Genomic DNA, 18,302 nt, shown 5'->3' on the forward strand with positions numbered 1-18,302 from the left:
CAGATGGGAGATGGAACAACGTGAAACAATATAAAGGCTACTTGCTTGATCTGGATGGGACGATTTATCGGGGAAAAGAAGCGATTCCGGGAGCAGCAGCATTCATCACCCACTTAAAAACTCATCAGATTCCGTATTTGTTCCTGACCAACAATTCTTCAGCCTCTGCACAGAACGTCGCAGAACGGCTGGTAGCAATGGGCATAGAAGCCCAAGCTCGGGACGTGTATACCACGAGCATGGCGACCGCTACTTATTTACGAGAGCAGGCACCAGCGGGTACACGCGTCTACGTGATTGGAGAGGCAGGCTTGCATGATCAGCTGACGGATGCAGGCTATGTGATGACAGAAGAAGATCCGGCTTATGTCATTGTCGGGATCGATCGTGCGTTTACGTATGAAAAACTGGCGATCGCCGCACGTGCTATCCGTGCAGGAGCAACTTTTATCGCTACAAATGCAGATGCTGCCCTGCCGACAGATGCTGGTCTGTTCCCCGGCAATGGTTCACTGGTGGCAGCCGTCTCTGTTGCCTCCGCGACCAAACCTATCGTGATTGGCAAACCGGAGTCCATTATCGTCCGTTACGCTCTGAATCAGCTTGGTACTGCTGCGGCTGACACGCTGATCGTCGGGGACAATTTGTATACGGACATTGAGGCAGGTGCCAACAGCGGCTTGGACAGCTTGCTCGTTTTGACCGGCTATTCCACGCGCGAAGAAGCAGACAAGCATCATGCTGCGCCTACCCATATTGCAGTAGACTTGCCTGAATGGCAGCGACGAATCTCACTATGATTCTGCGCATTCTTCCTGCTGCTTCTGGCGGTGGGCAATGCGGCTGGAGGCGGCGGCTGCGACCGCTCCGACGAGATCGTCCAAAAAAGTATGGACACCAAAACGCTTGTCGTTGAGTTCGGCGAGTTTGCCGTGCTTCAGCTTGTCTACATAACCGAAGTTGGTGAATCCGATGCTCCCGTACAGGTTGACGATGGCGAGGGCGAGTACCTCGTCTATGCCGTATAGCGGCTCGTCTGTTTCAATAATCGCCTGAAGCGGGGGCAGCAGCTGCTTTTGTTCTGCGAGGATGTCGAGCTGAATCCCGGTCAGCAACGCATTTTGGACCTCGCGTTTTTTCAAGACGGACGCCACACTGTCGAGACACAGGTCCAAGGAGATGTCCGGGATGTATTTCGACTGCAGGAACATGACAATTTCAGCAATGTCGTTCAGACTGACCCCTCGTTTTTCCAAAAGCTCAATAACGAAGTCCAGACAACTCTCGCTATTTAGTGGATGCTCACTCATGCTTGTGGTTCCTCCTTTTTCACGTGCGTGTTCAAAAAGTCGACTTTTCAGCACCCAGAAAGTCGGCATGAATGCATCTAGTATCTGCATACAGATAGGCACCTATCCCGATCTAACGACATACAATGCCAGAAGAGCAGTATGCAAGGAGGGTGAACAACTGTATGGAAGAAAAAGAGCTTCTTCAGGAGAAGTATGGTTTTGAACTCCAGGGATATCGGACGACGGGGGCAAGCAAGGTACTGGAAACGGATCGAGGCCTTTACTACATGTTCGAGGCGCCAGCCGGATATAAATACAAAAGCAAGTTTATTGAGAAAGTAAAAAAACATTTGAGTCAACAGCAAAACATTCGCTTGTTAAAGCTGGTGAACACAACAAGCGGGCAGGCTCACATCGTCGATGATGAGCAGCTTTACTATTTATACAGAGGCGTGCGAGAGGCAGTGCCCGAGAATCCATATTATGCCAGTGGTCAGTCACTCGCAAAGTTCCATCAGGCCACGAGTGATTTTTCATCTGACAAGATGTTTATCCCCTACAGCTCTCTTGGCAACTGGCCGAGCATGTGGCGCAAAAAGCTGCGGAATTTTAATGAATACCGGGATGAAATGGATGAGGAAAATGTAGAGCTGGCGCCAATGGATGAATATTTGTTGACCTGCTTCACGTACATTACTCAGCTCGGTGAATTGTCCGTTCAATATTTGTTGGATGCCGGATACGATAAAGTCGTGAAGGAAACAGCGAGTCTCGGGAAAGTAGCCTACCAAAATTTTGATCAAGGGTATATGCTATGGAAAGAGAAGGATGTACGTCTAATGGCAGGTGAATGGAACTGGGTTCTTGATATGCGTACTCGCGATGTGGGGCAGTGGATTAAAGCCGAGACAAAGCGAAACGGCTGGAATGAAGAGGCTGTGTCCAGCTTTCTCGACGGCTACAACAGCGTCTCTGCTCTGCTGCCAGCTGAATATGCCGTGATTTATGCGCTCATGCTCTATCCAGGCAGGTTTTTGAAGCTCGTCGAGACTTACATGGAGTTGCCGATAGAAGAGCGACAGGAAGTCAACATCCAGGCATGGCAAACGCAGCTGGAAGACGAGCTAACCAAAATGGAAGACGGACTTCGAAAGTTCCCACTATTCATTGCACAGCGTTATGACGTATCCATTCCACAAATTGATTGGTTGTGGAGGAAAAAAGATGATCAAGCAACAAGTTTTCGTTACGAGGAAACTCAATCCTGAAGTGATCGCGATGCTTGAAAAAGTAGCCGTGGTCGAGCAATGGACAAAAAATGCGCCGATCCCGCGCGAATTGTTGCTGGAAAAGATTGAACATGTAGATGCCGTCTTGACCATGCTGACAGAACGAGTGGACGAAGAATTTTTGGCGAGTACAAAACGACTCCGAATCGTGGCGAACATGGCGGTCGGTTACGACAATATTGATTTGGAAGCGTGCAGACGACACGAGGTCATCGTAACCAACACGCCCGATGTGCTGACGGAGTCTACAGCCGATTTGGCTTTCGCTTTATTGATGGCAACAGGCCGCCGATTGACGGAAGCCAATCGATTTTTATTGCAGGGGGAGTGGACATCGTGGAGTCCGACCCTCATGGCTGGACAAAATGTATATGGTTCGACTCTAGGGATTATTGGCATGGGGCGAATTGGAGAAGCTGTGGCGAGACGCGCCAAAGGATTTGGCATGCGAATTTTGTATCACAACCGGAATCGCAAACCGCAGGCTGAGCAAGAGACAGGAGCGCGGTATGCCGATTTGGCGGAGCTACTGCAAGAGTCCGATTACGTCGTTCTGCTTACACCGCTGACAGCGGACACACGCATGTTGATGGGGGAAAAACAATTTTCGCTCATGAAAGAAACCGCAGTGTTTATCAATGTTTCTCGTGGTGGGACAGTAGATGAGACCGCACTGTATCAAGCGTTGGTAGACAAAAAGATTTGGGCGGCAGGCCTGGATGTTTTTGCGGTCGAGCCTGTCCCGATGGATAACCCGCTCTTGCAACTGCCGAATGTAGTAGCATTGCCGCATATCGGTAGTGCAACTGTGCAAACGAGGGCGGAGATGGCGAGGCTGGCTGCTGCTAACATCGTAGAGGTGCTAAGTGGAAGGGGACCACTGACTGCCGTATGAACACGTTCTTTGTTTTCATTACAGGCCTCTTCGTGCTTCTCTTGATTGCAGCAGTAGCCGTTTCGTTTCACGTAACCTGGCGCTTGACGCATCCTGTACGAAAGCCGATTCACATGGAACCCCGAGATTTTGGAATTGAACAGGTCGAGCCCGTTGTTTTTTCGAGCAGGGAAACGACGATCTCGTTGGCTGGATGGTACTTGTCGGCAGAAAAAAATGGGCGAGTTTCGAATGGAAATACGCTGATCTTTGCTCACGGGTATAGTCAAAATAGATTAGAGCCACATTTGCCAGCGTTGTCTCTGGCTGCAAGACTTGTCGAGGCTGGCTTTGATGTATTGCTGTTCGACTTTCGGAATGCAGGGGAGTCCAGCGAAGCACTGACTACAATTGGTCTTCGTGAACAGCAAGACCTGCTTGGGGCCATCGATTTTGCAGCAGCGAAGAAGCCAGAGCATAGACTTGGTCTTGTCGGCTTTTCCATGGGGGCGGCAACCTCTTTGATGGTTGGCGGAGTGGATGAGCGCATCACTGCGATTGTGGCAGATTCACCGTTCTATTCCTTGCGTGAATACTTGGCTGAGAACTTGCCGCAGTGGACGGGCCTGCCCCGTTTTCCATTCAACTGGCTCATCCTTACCTTGTGTCCTGTTTTGCTTGGAGCCAACCCGCGAGACGTCAATCCGTATCAGGCAGTCAAGCAAGCGAACAAACCGATTCTTTTTATTCACGGGACAGGCGATACAACGATCCCCATGGTAAACAGCGAACGACTCTTTGAGCTGACCCAAGACGAAGATTCCGAGATTTGGATCGTACCGCGAGCGGGTCACGTCCGCAGCTATGCGTTAGTTCCTGACGAATACGGGAAGCGTGTCATTGCCTTTTTGGAAAAAGGAAGGGGAAAGGGGAAATGAAAAAAGCAGCTACGCGGTTGCTGTAGCTGCTTTCATGTCGATGTGACTGGATTAGAATACTTGTTGAACTTCTTTGATGCCTGGGATTTCTTCCACCAGTGCACGCTCGATTCCTGCTTTCAGGGTGATGGTAGAGGAAGGGCAGCTACCGCAAGCACCCATCAGGCGCAGCTTCACGATGCCATCTTCTACATCAACGAGTTGTACGTCTCCGCCGTCACGTTGCAGGTAAGGACGCAGTTTATCGAGAACTTCTTGTACTTGATCCATGATATCCATGTTACATTCACTCCTTTCCAACCTCTCCTTTATTATAATCATACTATGGTGAGAAATCCATGGCTTACATGCCCTGTTGACACTTTGAAGTTCCGCTGACACACCGAAGTTTAGTAGCATGGACTTTTTGTAATCTTTGCATGTTATAATAAAAAAGAAAGAAGCAAGTACTTCAATATAAGGAGTCAGATCTTCGTGAACGTATTTCGCAATGTGAAGGAACTGATTGGTAATACGCCGATCGTCGAAATTACACAATTTGAGCTCCCAGAGGGTGTCCGCTTGTTCGCCAAACTGGAATATTTTAACCCAGGCGGAAGCGTAAAAGACAGACTCGGCATGGAGTTGATTCGTGCCGCAGAAGAGAACGGCCAATTGGCCCCAGGTGGTACCATTATTGAACCGACAGCAGGAAATACAGGCATTGGTGTAGCGCTGGCCGCTGTAGGAACCGGTTATAAAGTCATTTTCTGCGTACCAGCGAAGTTTTCCGAGGAAAAGCAAGAGCTGATGCGTGCCCTCGGAGCAGAAGTCGTCAATACACCGACAGAGCTGGGGATTAAGGGTGCAATTGCCAAGGCAAAAGAACTCGCAGAATCGATTCCAGGTGCTTTTGTTCCACAGCAATTTGCTAACCCGGCGAATCCAGACGCACACTACAAAACAACAGGTCCGGAAATTTGGAGTCAAATGGACGGCCAAGTACACGTATTTGTGGCAGGCGCGGGCTCTGGCGGTACTTTCATGGGTGCTGCTCGCTACTTGAAGGAACAAAATCCAAACGTAAAAACGGTCATTGTCGAGCCAGAAGGTTCCATCTTGAATGGGGGAGAATCCGGCCCGCACAAAACGGAAGGGATCGGCATGGAGTTTTTGCCTCCGTTCATGGATACGAGCTACTTCAACGCCATTCACACGATTCTCGATGTGGAAGCATTCGATCTGGTCAAGCAGCTGGCTGCCAAGGAAGGCTTGCTCGTAGGCAGCTCCTCAGGTGCAGCCATGGCAGCGGCACTGCGCGAAGCAAGAGAAGCAGCTCCAGGGACAAACATCGTTACACTGTTTGCTGACGGCAGCGAACGTTATCTAAGCAAGAAAATTTACCAGGGGGGAATTTAAGATGCGTATCAAAACTCGTCTGATCCACGGCGGAATCGATGGAGATCCACATACTGGAGCCGTATCCGTTCCAATTTACCAGGTAAGCACTTATAAACAGGAAGCAATTGGCGTTCACAAGGGTTTCGAATACTCCCGTACCGGGAACCCGACCCGTCACGCATTGGAAACATACATCGCAGAAATCGAAGGCGGCGCACGCGGCTTTGCATTTGGTTCTGGTATGGCTGCACTCTCCACGATCCTTTCGCTGTTCAACAAAGGCGACCATCTCGTGGTAGGTGACGATGTATACGGTGGTACTTACCGTGTCGTTACGCGCGTATTCTCCCGTATGGGTCTGGAAGCAACCTATGTAGATACGAGTGATCTGGCAGCAGTTGAGGCGGCAATTCGCCCGGAAACCAAAGCCATCATTATGGAAACACCGACAAACCCGCTGCTGAAAGTAAGCGACATCAGCGCGTTGGCAGGCATCGCGAAAGCAAAAGGCGTACTGCTCGTGGTAGACAACACGTTCATGACACCATACTGGCAAAATCCGCTGGATCTCGGTGCTGACATCGTGTTCCACAGCGCAACGAAATATTTGGGCGGACACAGCGACGTAGTAGCAGGTCTGGTTGTAGCAAAAGATGCACAAGTGGGCGAAGACCTCCATTTTGTGCAAAATGCAATTGGCGGTGTGCTTGGACCACAAGATTCTTGGCTCTTGCTCCGCGGTATGAAGACGCTGGGAATTCGAATGGAAGAGCATGAGCACAATGCACGTACGATAGCAAAATGGCTGTCTGAGCGCAGCGACATCAAGCGCGTGATCTATCCTGGTCTGTCCAGCCATTCCGGTCATGAGCTGATTCAAAAGCAAGCGCGTGGCTTTGGCGGTATGATTTCCTTCGACGTAGGCAGCGCAGAGCGTGCTGACGAAGTGTTGGCAAAGGTAAAATACTACACGCTGGCAGAATCGCTGGGTGCAGTGGAGAGCTTGATCAGCGTACCTGCACGCATGACACATGCTTCTATCCCGGCAGAACGACGTGCTGAGCTGGGCATTACGGATGGCTTGGTGCGTATCTCTGTTGGTATTGAAGATGTGCAGGACTTGATCGAGGATCTGGACCAAGCATTGTCCTAAGCTAGCTGACCCGGGGGAGGGCGGATATAGTGACTGTCGATATCAAGGTTTTTGGGACAGAGCAATTGTGCGCAAGCTGCGTCAATTTGCCATCTGCAAAGGAAACAGCCGAGTGGCTGGAGGCCGCACTCTCTCGCAAGTATGGGAGTGACAGCATCCGCATCGTTTATAGCGACTTTCAACAGCCGCAGACAGACGATGACAAAAGCTGGGCGAATCGCATTATCGAGGAAGATTTATGGTATCCGCTTGTCGTAATTTCCGGGGAAATTGTCGGTGAGGGAAATCCGAAATTAAAGGATATCTATGAAAAGCTGGAGAGCATGGGCGTGCAGCCGATTGCTTCGACAGCAGATGCCGAATAAAAGGAGCGACCAGATGCTTACGTCTGGTCGTTTTTTGATATTTTAAAATCCAGTTGAAATCACATCGTTCATGTATCAGCACTTCAAAGTGTGCTGGATAACGTGAAGGAACGTGCTGTTTACTATTTGTATATCATTCGTAAACCTTTTGTAACGAAATAGATCAGGCTTCGTCCTATAGTAGTAAATGTAACCAATAACTTACCATCTAGTGGAGGCCATAACGATGAATAAAAAATGGATGAAGCCTGTTACATATTTGCTGCTTGCAGGAGTTGTAGGCGTAGCTGGATTTTCTGCAATGAATACACAGGTAGCACACGCAGACTCTGAAAAAGGAAAGCTGTTCTCTGCGGCAGCTGAATTGAAGCTCGCGAAAAACACCTATGTGATCGATCAAAAAACGGCTGATGTGAATGGCGATAAGAAGGATGACGTCGTATACCTGATTGGCGAAAAAGAAAAAGCGGATGACATCTATTCTTCCAATATGAACATCGTAGTGAAAGACGGAAAATCCGGCGCGTATAGCCAAACAGCTATCAAAGAGCTGGGCGGTTATGAAGGGGAGCTGACTCTCGTAGATTTCACAGGTGATCATGTTGCCGATGCGTTTGTGAAAACAGCGACTGGCGGAAGCGGTGGTGTTTACAGCCACGTAATCGCTACCTTTGAAAACAACAAGCCAGCCGTGATTTTTGGTGAAAAGGAAAACGAAGGAATCCGTTACGAGGGGAAATTCGTGGATGGCTTTAAAGTAGAGGGCAAAGGCTCCCACCTGGATAAGCCGCTGACGCTTGACGTTAGTGCCAACCAGGATGTATACGTAGCGGCCAAGCTGTATGACAAAGCAGGGAAAGTACAGCCAACCGAAGATGCTGTTTCTGTATTCTCCTATCCATTCGGTTCTTTGACTCCAGTCGATACGGATGCGAACGGTACATTTGAGCTGGTAGGGGAGCAACGACTTGTAGGTATGAACAACACTGATACCGTTTCCCGCATCAACTCCGTATGGGGCTACCAAGGGGAAGGCAAATGGAATCCATGGGAAGTAGAGTATTCTACTTTCTTGAAAAAACACCCGGGTGAAGCGATCAACACGATGATTGAAAAGTAAAAATTGTAGAGCTTGATAAAACAGCCTTCTTTTCATGACGGAAATGAAAAAGGAGGCTGTTTTTCGTTGCCAGCGAATGGTTCTACCAACCGACTTTTGCTCATATGGATTTTGGGTACAGGGGTAACCAAAGGAGGAAGAGCGGATGGACCAACCGATTGCTCGCTACTACGAGTTGAAGGAAATTCAAAAACAGGTAGAGGAAGAGTTGAACGAGCTGCGGAGTAAACTGATTGAAGCTTACAGCGAAGCAGGCAGCGCAGAGGAAGGCGATTACAAGCTGCTGATCTCCTATCAGGAGCGGCGAGAATACAACGATGAGCGTCTTTACAACGCTTTGCCAGATCCTTCGCTTTGGCGCCTCATGTCGAAGGCGGATACCGGGAAAATTTCGAGCTTGCTCAAGCTGAATGTCATCCAAGAGAAGATACTCGCAGACACCTTTGAACCAAAAAAAGTACCTGTTTTACGTGTTCAAAAGCGATAAGCCAGCAAAAAGAGAGTGCCGTCAGGATTAGTCTTGACGGTTTTTTTTGCATGGGAAGAATTATTTTGTATAATGGAATGATATTAAAAATTCCTGTTTTTTCCTTGTTTTTCTCTAGCATTTGGAGGAGGATCGTGCAGATGAAAGTCTTATTTTGCAGCCAGCCATTTCAAGAAAACAAAGTCGATGAAACCTACGAATATGAGTATATGTGCGCAAAACAACTCGGCTTGGACATTCATCTGATCAGCTTGGAACAACTGATATACCAGGACAATCCATTAGCGGCTGTGAAACAAATCCAACCCTCTCCTGAAAAAGTTATGGCTATCTACAGGGGATGGATGCTAAAACCGTTCCTGTACCAAAAATTGTATGACGCCCTGCTAGCCAAAAATATAGAATTAATCAATACACCCGAAAAGTACGTGCATTGCCATTACCTGCCTAAATCTTATGAAGTCATCAAAGATTTCACCCCGCTCTCGGTCTGGCTGCACAAAGAAGAGATAGACGCGTCATTTGAAAACGTGCATCGGATCGTAAATAGATTTGGACAGGCTCCGATCATGATCAAAGATTATGTGAAATCTCGAAAGCACGATTGGAATGAGGCTTGCTATATTCCCGATGCTTCCGATAAAGAAAAGGTACAGCAAGTGACCAGTCGATTTTTGGAGTTGCAACAGGATGAGTTGAATGAGGGAATCGTCTTTCGAGAATTTGTGAAGCTTCAATTTTTGACCCATCACTCGCAGAGCAAAATGCCATTATCTCAGGAATATCGCGTTTTCTTTTTGGATGGCGACCCCATGTACATGGCGAATTACTGGGAGGAAGGACAATATGACGATACGCCGCCAGACCTCCAGCCATTTTTAGAAGTAGCGAAAAAAATCAAGAGCCGCTTTTTTACTATGGACATCGCCAAGCTGGAAAATAGCTCGTGGACCATCCTCGAGCTAGGGGATGCACAGGTGTCTGCTCTGCCTGAACAGGCTGATAGATTTGAATTTTTCACGAGGTTAAAAAGAAATCTTCCATAGAAAGAGGGATTTCCCCATGAAAATAGGCTTGGCTCAGACGAGGTTTCCCCAATCAGCGTCGGAGGGGCTTGAAATCATCAAGCAGCAGATAATCAACGCTGCGCAAAACAATTGCGATCTAATTTGCTTTCCTGAATCGGTGATTCCGGGGCTGCGCGGTGTAGGCTATGAAGTAGAAGCATACGATCATGAGGTACAACGGAGAGCTTTGGAAGAGATCCGTGCTCTGGCGAAGGAACGCCAGCTCGCCGTCATTTTACCGATGGAATGGAAGGATGAGCGAGGCTATCATCTAGTCGCCTTTGTGGTGGGGAAACAGGGAGAAGATCTTGGGCTGCAAATCAAAAATCAGATCGATCCTGATGAGGATCAGTTTGACTATGTCCCGGGCGAAGGGCGCCAATTGTTTACGATAGAGGGTGTGTCGTTTGGCATTGTCATTTGCCATGAGGGATGGCGATATCCAGAGACGGTACGGTGGGCGGCACGCCGTGGAGCGAGCATTGTTTTCCATCCGATGTTTACAGGGGAAGTCAGCAATCCCGATTTTTACAATGGGGCAATGGTTTGCCGAAGCTTGGAAAACAACATCTACTTCGCCAGCGTGAACTACGCGATTCCGAATCAACGAGTGACGACGACGCTGATCTCACCTACGGGAGAACGGCTATGTGTGGCAGCTTCAGGGGGCGAGGAACTGCTTGTGTACGAGATTGATCCTGTGAAAGCTACGCGAATATTAGCCCAGCGCTTCCAGCCTGAGTTGGTTGAATAGGGGAGGTATCGTCTTACCTTGAGAAAAGACAGTGAATCATAGAATTCGATAAATAACCATCACCAACCAAAAAAACTGACGTCATACGATCCCGACGTCAGCTTTTTATCAGTCTACATCTCCATCTCCACATAACGTCCATACTTGGGGACAGCTACCCGATCAAACTCCGCAGCCAATTGGACTAAACCATCGGCCAACTCCTGACCATACATAGGTGGACCGTGACCAGTGATTGCATACGCAGGGGCGAGAGCTGCCAGCTTTTCGACGGATTGCCGAGCTGCCTGCCAATCGGTTGTCAAATAAACAGGAGGACCGGTCAATTGTTTTTGCTGGGTCACGACTTGGTACAACGAGTCCTGCTTCACCGTAACAAAAGCGTCCCCTGCGAGGAGAGTCCTGTCTTCATCACGAAAGAAGGAAATGTGCCCGGGCGAATGTCCAGGTGTATGTATCCAGCGCCATCCAGGCATTCCGGGAACACTCCCGTCTTCGGGCAATGGATGAACATGGCTGCCCAAATCGATTGGTTCATTTGGAAACAACGGCGACAGCTTCGCAAGCAGCCCGCCCTCAACAGTTGCATCTGGCTCTGGATAGTATTGTTGTCCGGTCAAATAAGGGATTTCAAGCGCATGGGCATAGACGGGAACCTTCCACGCTTTTACGAGCTCGACGACTGCCCCGACATGATCGAAATGACCGTGAGTGAGCATGATGGCTCTCGGCTTGGCTTCCTCACCAAAGCGCTCCCGGGCAATCTCGATGATTTGTTCCGCCGATTGTGGCATCCCTGCATCAACCAGAACCCATGATTTTGAATCCCCGACCAGCGCGATGTTCACAATTTGAACGGTGTAGCACTCTACATCTGGTCTGACTGTCTCTTCGACTCCACTTCGAAAGGACGTCATCGGCATGTAATTGTCAGCTAGCGTATCTTTCATATCCTCATAAGTGTTTGGCTCCACTAAAAAACCTCCAAGCTGGTTTTTTCGGTCTACGATATTATGCCGATTCAGCTTGGAGATTATCATCCTGATGTTTTTCGAATTATTTGACGATAGGTCCCGCAAGTCCTTCCGCCCAATCTAATATAAATGCCGCTTGTCCGGGATTGAGAGTTTGTGGAAGGCTGTCCCTTGTAAAAAACGCATGTTCAGAGCTCTCAGGACCTTCCTGCTTTAGATCCCCATGATACGAGGTTACTCGAAAGATGATTTGCACGCTGAACACCTTGTCGCCGTTCGGGTATTCTCTGCAACCCGATGGGCCGGAGTATATTCCAAACAGCTCTGGCGCTTCAATGATCAGATTGGTTTCTTCTTCTACTTCACGAAAGAGAGTTTCTATAAAGGTTTCCCCGATTTCCATGAGACCTCCAGGCAGACACCAGTTGTTCTGGTCTTTACGCCGCTGTAGCAAAATACGTCCAAGCTCGTCCTCGATGATCGCGCCGCAGCCTACGGTTATCAGCCGTTCTTGCCCGATCAGGCGGCGCATCGTTTGAATATAATCATTCATTTGGAAAAATCACCCTTTCTATTCTTGGATTATACAAAAAGAAAACCTGTTAGACCATCCGGTCAACAGGCTTGTGCACTATCCCATATGCTTTTTGTACATCCATAGCTGACCGCTCTTGATGACACGAGCCATCTGACCGACCAGAGACATTTTCCCCATGCTGGCAAAGCCTTCCTTTTTGCCGAGGGAACCGAGGAAGCCTTTGTGCTTGAGAGCAGGCAATGAAGCTGGATACTCCTCGCCTTTGATGTCTTTTTTCAACATCAGGGCAATTTGATCGCCTTGGATCTCAGCGGTTTGTGCGCTCGGCGCGATGATCGTGCTTGCACAGTCACCTACGACATACACGTTCGTATGGGATGGGATTTGATGATACTGATTTAGTTTGGCGCGTCCGATGTTGTCTGTTTCGATCGGCAGAGAGCGCACGATTTTGTTCGCTTGAATACCTGCTGTCCATACGATAACATCACTTTCAACAGGCTGGTTGTGGTTGTACACGATCCCTTGCTCGATGCCAGTGACATTTGCCATGGAAACAAGCTGTACATCGTGCTCAATGAACCATTGAGATGCATATTCCTGAAGTTTTTTCGGGAATGGGCTCAAAATGCTTTGACCGCGGTCGATGATGCGTACATTCAGGTCGGGACGGCTCTCGCGCAGCTCAGCAGCCATTTCCACCCCGGAAAGACCACCGCCCACAACGCTAACCGTGCCGTATGGGTTCACATTATTGATTGCCATGTATGTGTTGCGAGTAGCTCCCATGGTTTGAATCGAACATGTAAATTGATCAGCACCAGGGATATCATGGTAACGATCCTCACAACCCAATCCGATTACAAGCCAATCGTAGGAGAGGGTGTCCCCGTTAGCAAAATTGACGACCTGCTCGTCCAATTCCACGCCAGCAATTTCACCGTATTTGACGGTCAGGCGTGGATCGTTTGGAAAAGTAACACGCAGGTGAGATTCCGGTGTAGTACCTGCCGCCAGAGCGTAATACTCTGTTTTCAAGCCATGAAACGGCATACGGTCTACGAGGGTTATAAACACGTCATCTGGTAAATCAGGGGACAGGACTCGCTCAATAATACGAAGACCCCCGTATCCTCCTCCAAGGATCACAAGTCGTTTCATAGAAGGTCTAGTCCTTTCTTCTGTCCGTTTTTTACAGCACCCACTCTATTTTTAGTCTCTTTCACTAAAAATGCAAGCAGAATCTTTTTCCCGTTTTCTTCGCTGGATTTTTATCAAAGTCGCGGTACAATATAGTACGTGATGATGTCGAAATAATCGGTAGGTGACAATAGATGAAACCACTAGTAGAATTTTGCGCGAGCAATGTTTCCTCCTATACGCAATCCGTCGTGGATGCATTGGAAAATGATCCCGATCTGGATGTGGACGTACTCGAGTACGGCTGTCTGGGGTATTGCGGTGAATGCTACATGGAGCCATTCGCGCTCGTAAACGGTACTTTGGTACAAGCGCCAACAGCCGATGAATTACTGGTGAAAATCAAGAATAAATTACGGGAGGAAGAAGAGCTGCTGGATGCAGATTTTCCTCTGTAAGTTGTTCTCTTAGGATGTTCATTGGGGAGCATGATCAACCGCGCACGTACCAAAATAGTAAAGCTGATGCCCACGTGATAGGGAGCATCAGCTTTTTTTATGGATTAATGTTCTTTGATCACGTTGTAGAAGGTATCGCGTTCCAGTGCGCGTTTTCCTGCGCCTTTGATCAACCAAACCAACTCATCTACAGTCAGAGCTTGTTGGGTAAGTGCACCGGCTGAGTGACTGATGCGCTCCTCGATCAAGGTTCCGTGAGCATCGGAAATTCCCATTTGCAGAGAAAGCTGTGTGAGCTGGGTACCGATGTTGATGAAGTATGCTTTGATATGCTGGAAGTTATCGAGCATCAGACGGCTGATCGCCATTGTTTTCAAATCATCAATCGCAGAGTTGCGGCGCTTGATGCCAGCTGTTGCTTTGATCGGTTGAACAGCCAATGGAATGAACACCATGAAGCCGTTTGTGTCATCTTGCAGCTCGCGCAGGCGGAGCATATGGATCACTCGCTCTTCCAATGTCTCGATGGAGCCGTACAGCATGGTGGTATGTGTTTTCAAGCCCAGCTCATGAGCGGTGCGGTGTACTTGCAGGTACATATCTGTGCTTGCTTTTTCCGGGCTCATTTTCATACGATAGCGCTCAGTCAAAATCTCGGCGCCACCGCCAGTAAGGCTTTGGAGACCAGCTTTCATCAGCTCTTGCAAAACCTCGCGGATGGATAGACCGGAAATGCGGGAGAAGAACTCAATCTCTGCACCTGTGTACGATTTAATCGTCACATCCGGGTACGCCTTTCTCAAGGTACGAAGGGTGTCGAGGTAGTATTCGAATGGCTTGTGCTGGTTATGTCCGCCAACGATATGGAATTCGCGGATACCCGGATGGAAGCGAGTTTCTACATAATGAAGCAACTCTTCCATGCTCATCGTGTAGGCACCCTCATCCCCTTCATCGCGGCGGAAGCCACAGAATTTGCAATGAGCTTCACACACGTTGGTTGGGTTGATGTACAGATTTTGCAAAAAGTAAACGTTATCCTGATTCTTGCGATAGTTAACAACGTTAGCCAATTGTCCAATCGTCAAAAGATCGTTGGAATTAAAAAGGGTGACACCGTCTTCCAAGGTAAGTCTTTCGCCATGCATAACTTTTTCTGCGATTCCGGCGAGAGATTTGTCTTGTATGGCAATCGTTTCAAGCGCCATTCCAAACACGTCCTTTCAAAGTCAATGGTTCTTAGATGAAAGAGCTTTAATCCAGTCATACCCAATCGATATTCGTTCCATGGGAGTGGAAAGGCTCTTAGGAATAGAGTAAATCTCGGGCAACAAGAGCACCTATATTATAAACCTCTTGGTAAGTACGAACAATATCATAAGTTCACCAACTCTCTTGTAGGAAGTCATGAATGTAAAAACATAACAATTACCGTCGTATTTTTGGTATATTTTCGGAAATAAAGGAATTTTTGTTTGCGAAATTCTAGCTGTTCTTGTAAAATATAGTAAGAAAGCCTGATCTATTCACTAGGAGGAGCTTCAAATGCGGGACGTTTTGCTCGAGAAAATCGAACTCCTTCGACAGCGTATGGTAAATATGGGGTTAGAGTTTGGGTTAGATCATCCAGATGTCCTAGAATACAGTATACAAATTGATCAACTACACAACGAACTGAACCAGATCGATCATAGTCTGTCTAAGGCAGAGAACCGGAAGAAAGCGTATAGATTTTATTTAATGGAAAACAATGCACACTTTGCATAGGAAGGGGAAACCCTTCTTTTTTATTTGGAAAGAGAGAATGAGCGCGTAAAGTGCAGGGGAACCTTGTGAGAAGAAGCGTTTCTTTGTAAACTGAATACAATGGTTATAACAAGTGCAGGAATGATGAGCCTGTGAAGGAGGGAAAGAAGCATGATTACATTGACAGAGCGCGCCAGTCTGAAAGTAAAAGAAATGCTGGCAGCAGAAGGCAAGCCCGATGTGTTTTTGCGGGTAGGTGTCAGAACAGGTGGTTGCAGCGGCTTTACCTACGGGATGGGCTGGGACGAAGAGATGAAGGAAGGCGACGAGACCTTCGAGCAAAACGGTGTGAAAATTGTTGTCGATAAGGACAGCTATCCATACATTAAAGGTACAGAGATCGATTTCAAGGAATCGATGATGGGCGGAGGCTTCTCCATCGAGAATCCCAATGCAGTCGCTTCCTGCGGCTGTGGATCTTCGTTTAAGACGGCACTCGCTGAAGGCAAAGCGGAGAAATGTGACGACTAAAATTGCATACAGAGACCTCTTGTATTCGTGCAGATAACTGACACGAATGCAAGAGGTTTTTTTATTGAAAAGGACAAAGTGTTTTACAAAATATGGTTCTCTTCATATAGTTAGAAATAAATGGAATGTACATACAAAAGGAAGGTAGGATGTCTTCAGCATGCAGACGATAAGACGGATTTTGACGATCTTTTTTTCGCTTATTTTTTTATATGGTGCAGTCCCTCCGACGATTCATGGGGCTCCCGAGTCAAAAGCGGTAGTGGGAGGTAGTCTTGCGTTCTCTCCCCGTGGGCAAGTAGAAGTTGGTCAGAAGGTCACGATAACAGCAACGATTGCCAAGAGAGGGGAGATAAAAGAAGAAGCGAGATTCAGTATCGAAGGCCCCGACGAAGAGCTTGAGATGGACGAAGTGATAATAAAAGAAAAAAGCAAAAAATATGAGGTTACGGGAACATTTATCCCTGAGGAGCCAGGGAAATATACTATTAAGTTAAGTCTGTTCATGGAAGATGAAGATGGACAAGAGATAGAGGCATTGGTTGATGGCAGTATCCGTATCAACTCGAAGTGGATTTACTACTATGTTCCTGAGAATGGCAACCATTCGAGAGGAACAATCTACAAGGATAGATTGGGAAAACAGGAAGCGCTGAAAATAAGCAAGGCCAATCATTTAACGGGTGAAATTCATCAGGATGAGGATGGGATTTATTACTTGCGTGTCACGGATCCAAGAGAGCTTGGAGGGATATTCAAAAGCACGCTTTACACGATCAAACATGGACGGAATACGCCAGAAGCACTCGAGTTTGCAGGGAAAAAAATTACGTCCCTATCCGTTGTAGATGGCTATATACACTTTACGGCGTATACAAGTGATAACAAATTCGTATTGTACAAGTCAAAACGAAAATCTGACAAGAAAGAGATAGTACGAGAAAACGTAGATTTCGCAACCGTATCAGATGATTGGTATTATTTTCACGACAGTGTGGATCAGGGACTATATAAAATGAGGCTGGACGGAACGGACGAAACAAAACTGACCGATGATGACACAAAAATATATATAAACCAGAGCCCGATTGGTGTCTATACTGATGCGATCTCTTTTCGGGATAGCAATTTTAAACATGTCCTCATGACCAAGGATGGAAAGATCTTAAAGGAGATGAAAGCTCTCAACGGATATATCGTAGAAGTAGTGGATGGAAGCATCTACTATAGTACTCATGACAATGCGTTGTACCGTGCAGAGATCGATTCGGACGAAAAAGAAAAAATCGTCGATTTCGAGAAAGATGCCATTGTAGAGATTAACGTAGCGAAACAATATGTCCTCTACATGAAAAAGAACAAGGAGCTATATAAGGTGAAATGGTAATAACACTTGAAATCCATACGAAGGTATGGATTTTTTTGTGCGGATTTTCCTTAATGAAAGAAAAATTTTCAAATCGTGTCACAAAATGACGCCTTTATTTGTTATACGTGCGAATCGGAGGTGAGAGGGCTTGGATCATAACGAAATGGAGCAAGTGCTAAAGGAGGTCAGAGCGGGGGATATCGACCAATTTGGTTTGATCATCGATGCGATGCAAAAGCCGTTGTTCGTATACTGCTACCACATGCTGGGGCATCGACAGGAAGCGGAGGATGCTGTCCAGGAGGTTTTCTTGAAAGCATTCGAGCAGTTGGATAGCTATCGTCACACCGTTTCTTTTTCGGCATGGATGTATAAGATCGCGTATCATCATTGCCTGAACCTGTTGAACAGGGCGAAGCTGAATCGCGTGGTCACTTTTTTGCGAGCGGGGATTCAGACCTTCAGTCGCCATGAGGGAGAAAAGAAGATTGAAGATACCGAGTACTTGAACAACCCTCTTCATGTAGCGATATCAAAGCTATCCGTAAAGGAGCGGAATCTCCTGATCTTGCGTGTGGTGGAAGAACGCAGCTACGACGAGCTGGCCTTGTTGTTTGATACGAAGCCAGCTACGCTGCGAAAACAGTATGAGCGAGCATTGAAAAAATGTAAATCTTACATGCTCGTGAGTGAAGGCGGTGATAGACATGACTCGATCTCAGCAACCCGATGATTGGAAACAGCAGTTACTAGCAGCCGCCGATGATTTCGATGTCAAGAATCAGGTCCTTCAAAAAATCAGGGAACGAAAAAATATGTCGGAGGGA

General features: G+C 47.5%; 22 protein-coding genes. 16 read left to right on the forward strand and 6 right to left on the reverse strand.

Annotated elements, in window-relative coordinates:
• The first annotated feature begins 20 nt into the window (after positions 1 to 20).
• A complete protein-coding gene (locus FB479_RS21450; RefSeq protein WP_142066649.1) occupies positions 21 to 800 on the forward strand; it encodes a TIGR01457 family HAD-type hydrolase in 780 nt (259 codons plus the stop codon).
• On the opposite strand, the gene FB479_RS21455 is transcribed toward FB479_RS21450, so the two are convergent.
• Complete coding sequence (locus tag FB479_RS21455; RefSeq protein ID WP_106653586.1) at positions 795 to 1,310, reverse strand: phosphatidylglycerophosphatase A family protein; 516 nt, start codon at positions 1,308 to 1,310, stop codon at positions 795 to 797. The genes FB479_RS21450 and FB479_RS21455 overlap by 6 nt on opposite strands.
• A gap of 164 nt (positions 1,311 to 1,474) precedes the next feature.
• On the opposite strand from FB479_RS21455, the gene FB479_RS21460 reads away from it, so the two are divergent.
• The 3 genes from FB479_RS21460 to FB479_RS21470 are packed head-to-tail and all read left to right on the forward strand — an operon-like array spanning position 1,475 to position 4,393.
• Positions 1,475 to 2,560 carry a protein kinase family protein gene (locus FB479_RS21460; RefSeq protein WP_142066650.1) on the forward strand — a complete coding sequence of 362 codons (1,086 nt, stop codon included), beginning with the start codon at positions 1,475 to 1,477 and terminating at the stop codon, positions 2,558 to 2,560.
• On the forward strand, positions 2,517 to 3,476 hold the full coding sequence (locus FB479_RS21465) for a 2-hydroxyacid dehydrogenase (protein ID WP_142066651.1): 960 nt from the start codon (positions 2,517 to 2,519) through the stop codon (positions 3,474 to 3,476). The genes FB479_RS21460 and FB479_RS21465 overlap by 44 nt, the downstream gene beginning before the upstream one ends.
• On the forward strand, positions 3,473 to 4,393 hold the full coding sequence (locus FB479_RS21470; protein ID WP_106653589.1) for an alpha/beta hydrolase: 921 nt from the start codon (positions 3,473 to 3,475) through the stop codon (positions 4,391 to 4,393). The genes FB479_RS21465 and FB479_RS21470 overlap by 4 nt, the downstream gene beginning before the upstream one ends.
• 51 nt (positions 4,394 to 4,444) lie before the next feature.
• On the opposite strand, the gene FB479_RS21475 is transcribed toward FB479_RS21470, so the two are convergent.
• Positions 4,445 to 4,672, reverse strand: coding sequence for a NifU family protein (locus tag FB479_RS21475; protein WP_007715787.1), 228 nt, complete (start codon positions 4,670 to 4,672; stop codon positions 4,445 to 4,447).
• Positions 4,673 to 4,867: 195 nt separating this feature from the next.
• Here FB479_RS21475 and FB479_RS21480 point away from each other — a divergent pair, with 195 nt between their 5' ends.
• The 7 genes from FB479_RS21480 to FB479_RS21510 all read left to right on the forward strand — a co-directional run bounded on the left by FB479_RS21480 (position 4,868) and on the right by FB479_RS21510 (position 10,719).
• Positions 4,868 to 5,791, forward strand: a complete 924-nt coding sequence (locus tag FB479_RS21480) for a PLP-dependent cysteine synthase family protein (RefSeq protein WP_047072992.1) — start codon at positions 4,868 to 4,870, stop codon at positions 5,789 to 5,791.
• 1 nt (position 5,792) lies between these two features.
• Positions 5,793 to 6,926: a bifunctional cystathionine gamma-lyase/homocysteine desulfhydrase gene (locus FB479_RS21485; RefSeq protein ID WP_106653590.1), complete on the forward strand. Its 1,134-nt coding sequence runs from the start codon at positions 5,793 to 5,795 to the stop codon at positions 6,924 to 6,926.
• Between the two features lie 29 nt (positions 6,927 to 6,955).
• On the forward strand, positions 6,956 to 7,291 hold the full coding sequence (locus tag FB479_RS21490) for a YuzD family protein (protein WP_047072988.1): 336 nt from the start codon (positions 6,956 to 6,958) through the stop codon (positions 7,289 to 7,291).
• A 226-nt stretch (positions 7,292 to 7,517) separates the two neighbouring features.
• Complete coding sequence (locus tag FB479_RS21495) at positions 7,518 to 8,411, forward strand: hypothetical protein (protein WP_142066652.1); 894 nt, start codon at positions 7,518 to 7,520, stop codon at positions 8,409 to 8,411.
• Between the two features lie 145 nt (positions 8,412 to 8,556).
• On the forward strand, positions 8,557 to 8,898 hold the full coding sequence (locus tag FB479_RS21500) for a hypothetical protein (RefSeq protein WP_106653592.1): 342 nt from the start codon (positions 8,557 to 8,559) through the stop codon (positions 8,896 to 8,898).
• A 140-nt stretch (positions 8,899 to 9,038) separates the two neighbouring features.
• Positions 9,039 to 9,944 (forward strand): ATP-grasp domain-containing protein, encoded by a 906-nt coding sequence (locus FB479_RS21505; protein ID WP_142066653.1) that lies wholly within the window; start codon positions 9,039 to 9,041, stop codon positions 9,942 to 9,944.
• Positions 9,945 to 9,960: 16 nt separating this feature from the next.
• Positions 9,961 to 10,719 (forward strand): carbon-nitrogen hydrolase family protein, encoded by a 759-nt coding sequence (locus FB479_RS21510; RefSeq protein WP_106653594.1) that lies wholly within the window; start codon positions 9,961 to 9,963, stop codon positions 10,717 to 10,719.
• 113 nt (positions 10,720 to 10,832) lie between these two features.
• Here FB479_RS21510 and FB479_RS21515 read toward each other — a convergent pair whose 3' ends face one another.
• From FB479_RS21515 to FB479_RS21525, 3 genes are all read right to left on the reverse strand, one after another.
• Positions 10,833 to 11,693: an MBL fold metallo-hydrolase gene (locus FB479_RS21515; protein WP_142066654.1), complete on the reverse strand. Its 861-nt coding sequence runs from the start codon at positions 11,691 to 11,693 to the stop codon at positions 10,833 to 10,835.
• Positions 11,694 to 11,775: 82 nt separating this feature from the next.
• Positions 11,776 to 12,246 carry an NUDIX hydrolase gene (locus FB479_RS21520; protein ID WP_106653596.1) on the reverse strand — a complete coding sequence of 157 codons (471 nt, stop codon included), beginning with the start codon at positions 12,244 to 12,246 and terminating at the stop codon, positions 11,776 to 11,778.
• Positions 12,247 to 12,324: 78 nt separating this feature from the next.
• Complete coding sequence (locus FB479_RS21525; protein ID WP_047072977.1) at positions 12,325 to 13,392, reverse strand: NAD(P)/FAD-dependent oxidoreductase; 1,068 nt, start codon at positions 13,390 to 13,392, stop codon at positions 12,325 to 12,327.
• Between the two features lie 173 nt (positions 13,393 to 13,565).
• Here FB479_RS21525 and FB479_RS21530 point away from each other — a divergent pair, with 173 nt between their 5' ends.
• The gene (locus tag FB479_RS21530; protein ID WP_047072975.1) at positions 13,566 to 13,829 is read left to right on the forward strand and encodes a DUF1450 domain-containing protein; all 264 of its coding nucleotides are present in this window, start codon (positions 13,566 to 13,568) and stop codon (positions 13,827 to 13,829) included.
• Positions 13,830 to 13,933: 104 nt separating this feature from the next.
• Here FB479_RS21530 and mqnE read toward each other — a convergent pair whose 3' ends face one another.
• Positions 13,934 to 15,037, reverse strand: a complete 1,104-nt coding sequence (gene mqnE / locus FB479_RS21535; protein ID WP_047072973.1) for an aminofutalosine synthase MqnE — start codon at positions 15,035 to 15,037, stop codon at positions 13,934 to 13,936.
• Positions 15,038 to 15,374: 337 nt separating this feature from the next.
• Here mqnE and FB479_RS21540 point away from each other — a divergent pair, with 337 nt between their 5' ends.
• The 4 genes from FB479_RS21540 (at position 15,375) to FB479_RS21555 (ending at position 18,208) form a co-directional block, all read left to right on the forward strand.
• Positions 15,375 to 15,596, forward strand: coding sequence for an aspartyl-phosphate phosphatase Spo0E family protein (locus FB479_RS21540; RefSeq protein ID WP_056491752.1), 222 nt, complete (start codon positions 15,375 to 15,377; stop codon positions 15,594 to 15,596).
• A gap of 150 nt (positions 15,597 to 15,746) precedes the next feature.
• A complete protein-coding gene (gene erpA, locus FB479_RS21545; RefSeq protein ID WP_007716763.1) occupies positions 15,747 to 16,106 on the forward strand; it encodes an iron-sulfur cluster insertion protein ErpA in 360 nt (119 codons plus the stop codon).
• Positions 16,107 to 16,266: 160 nt separating this feature from the next.
• A complete protein-coding gene (locus tag FB479_RS21550) occupies positions 16,267 to 17,493 on the forward strand; it encodes a DUF5050 domain-containing protein (protein ID WP_142066655.1) in 1,227 nt (408 codons plus the stop codon).
• Between the two features lie 130 nt (positions 17,494 to 17,623).
• The gene (locus FB479_RS21555; protein WP_106653598.1) at positions 17,624 to 18,208 is read left to right on the forward strand and encodes an RNA polymerase sigma factor; all 585 of its coding nucleotides are present in this window, start codon (positions 17,624 to 17,626) and stop codon (positions 18,206 to 18,208) included.
• The last annotated feature ends 94 nt before the right edge of the window (positions 18,209 to 18,302 follow it).

The sequence above is a fragment of the Brevibacillus sp. AG162 genome (assembly GCF_006715575.1).
GTDB classification, from domain to species: Bacteria; Bacillota; Bacilli; order Brevibacillales; family Brevibacillaceae; genus Brevibacillus; species Brevibacillus brevis.